Below are 1,803 nucleotides of genomic sequence, written 5' to 3'. Positions count from 1 at the left end.
CGGAATCCCGTTATCGCCGGAAAACAGCAATGTGCCCTCGTGAACCTCGAAAAAGCGACTCAGTGGGTCATACTGTACCAGCGTTGGCAAGCGAGATTCCCCAAATAATGCCTTAGCAGCATCTGGATGTTCTGCCAGAAATCGACGGATGCGGATACTTAGCGGGGTTTCGTTGCCCAATACGCCTGCATCGGCTGTCCCATAAAGCGAAGCTGAGTCATAACAAGGATTTTGAGAACCGACTCTTGCTCCGACAAGGTTGCGCCATTCTTCGCTAAAGACTTCTCCCGCAAACACCATTTTGATGTGATATTGCTGCCATTGCACACCCCGCGCTATGCCACTATCAATGACATCCTTCAGAAATGGTGGATACCCCAGCAGCACTACTTGCTCAAATGCAGAACCCAGTTCTTGCACGACTCGAAATATCTCTTCTTTATTATTGCCAGGAGTAATCACCGTAATCGGGTATCCTTTACTGGCGAGATAGCGACAGCAGTTTGCTGTGTAGATTCCCCCAACCCAAGTCCCTAAGGTGAAGCAGATGACAGCCAAGGTGCGGCGGGTGTCAGCCTGAAAACTATCATGAAATATCTGTTCAAAGCGAATGGCGATTTGCAGTTCATCCGTGAGGAAACGAGGCCAAAATGTCGGCTTTCCCGTTGAACCGGAGGAAACAGCAATCGTATCGCACGCTTCCAATTGTCCGTTGCGGCACAAGTCTGCAAGCGAGTGACGCAACAGGTAATTTTCTTTAGTAATGAAGGGAAGTTTTTGGAAATCTTCAAAAGTTTGGATTGAATCCGGATCGATACCTTGTTCCTTCACAAAAGCTTGGTAGGCGGGGACACTCGCAGCAACCTCGTGGAATAATTGCATCGTAGCGGTTTCTGGGGAGGTGCTGCGATACTGTTGCAGCCGCCACTGGAGAGGAGTACCCAGGAACGCTTGAAAAGCGGTGAGTACCCGTTGACGTTGTTCTTCTAGCATTGTCCTCCCTCTCAGTTTTGTATTTAAGATCAGGCTAACGTAAGGAAGGCGATCGCTTTCAATCGCTTTCATCGATCGCATTACTTGGTAGAATCTCGGTCAATTTGTTATACCGTTACTGGATCTTCCACAGAATTGCCCCAGGTTAATCATGCCCCTCTATTGCACCAAAGGACACGAGAATCCCATCGATGGTCGCTTTTGCCAGCATTGTGGCGAACCGCTGCCCTCCGTGGTGAGTAATAGTATTTTGCCGGGGATGACGCTGGGCGATCGCTATCGAATTGTGCGCGAATTGGGGCACGGTGGCTTTGGACGCACTTATTTGTCTGAAGACCTCAACCGCTTCAACGAACCCTGTGTTTTAAAGGAATTTGCCCCCAAGGTGCAAGGCACTTACGCTTTGCAAAAAGCTTCCGAACTATTTGAACGGGAAGCGGGTGTCCTTTACAAGCTGAAACACCCGCAAATTCCCAACTTTCGAGAGTTATTTCGGGTAAACCAGCGAGGGAACGGACGCCTGTTTTTAGTCCAAGACTATGTGGAAGGTCAAACTTATCGCGCGCTTCTCGAAAGTCGGAAACATCAAGGAGCGCGGTTTAGCGAGGCAGAGGTACGGCAGATTCTGCTGCAAATTTTACCAGTTCTAGAATATATCCATTCGATGGGGGTCATTCACCGCGATATTGCCCCAGATAACATGATTTCGCGAGCTTCTGACCAACTGCCCGTTTTGATTGACTTCGGTGGCGTCAAGGAAGTCGCAGCCACCGTAGAATCGGAGTTTAACGAGACACCAGGGATGGAAAC

1 protein-coding gene and 1 pseudogene are annotated in these 1,803 nt (G+C 49.3%); one reads left to right on the top strand and one right to left on the bottom strand.

Annotated elements, in window-relative coordinates; all coding sequences use genetic code 11:
- Nucleotides 1–993: pseudogene (locus tag H6F50_RS02840) on the bottom strand (phenylacetate--CoA ligase family protein); the annotation flags it as partial.
- Nucleotides 994–1,144: 151 nt separating this feature from the next.
- Between H6F50_RS02840 and H6F50_RS02835 the strand changes: the two are divergent.
- A partial coding sequence (locus H6F50_RS02835) for an inactive serine/threonine-protein kinase VRK3 (protein ID WP_199291952.1) occupies nucleotides 1,145–1,803 on the top strand: 659 nt, incomplete at its 3' end.

Source organism: Coleofasciculus sp. FACHB-712 (assembly GCF_014695635.1).
Classification (GTDB): Bacteria; Cyanobacteriota; Cyanobacteriia; order Cyanobacteriales; family FACHB-T130; genus FACHB-T130.
This window is presented reverse-complemented; position numbering and strand designations above follow the sequence as displayed.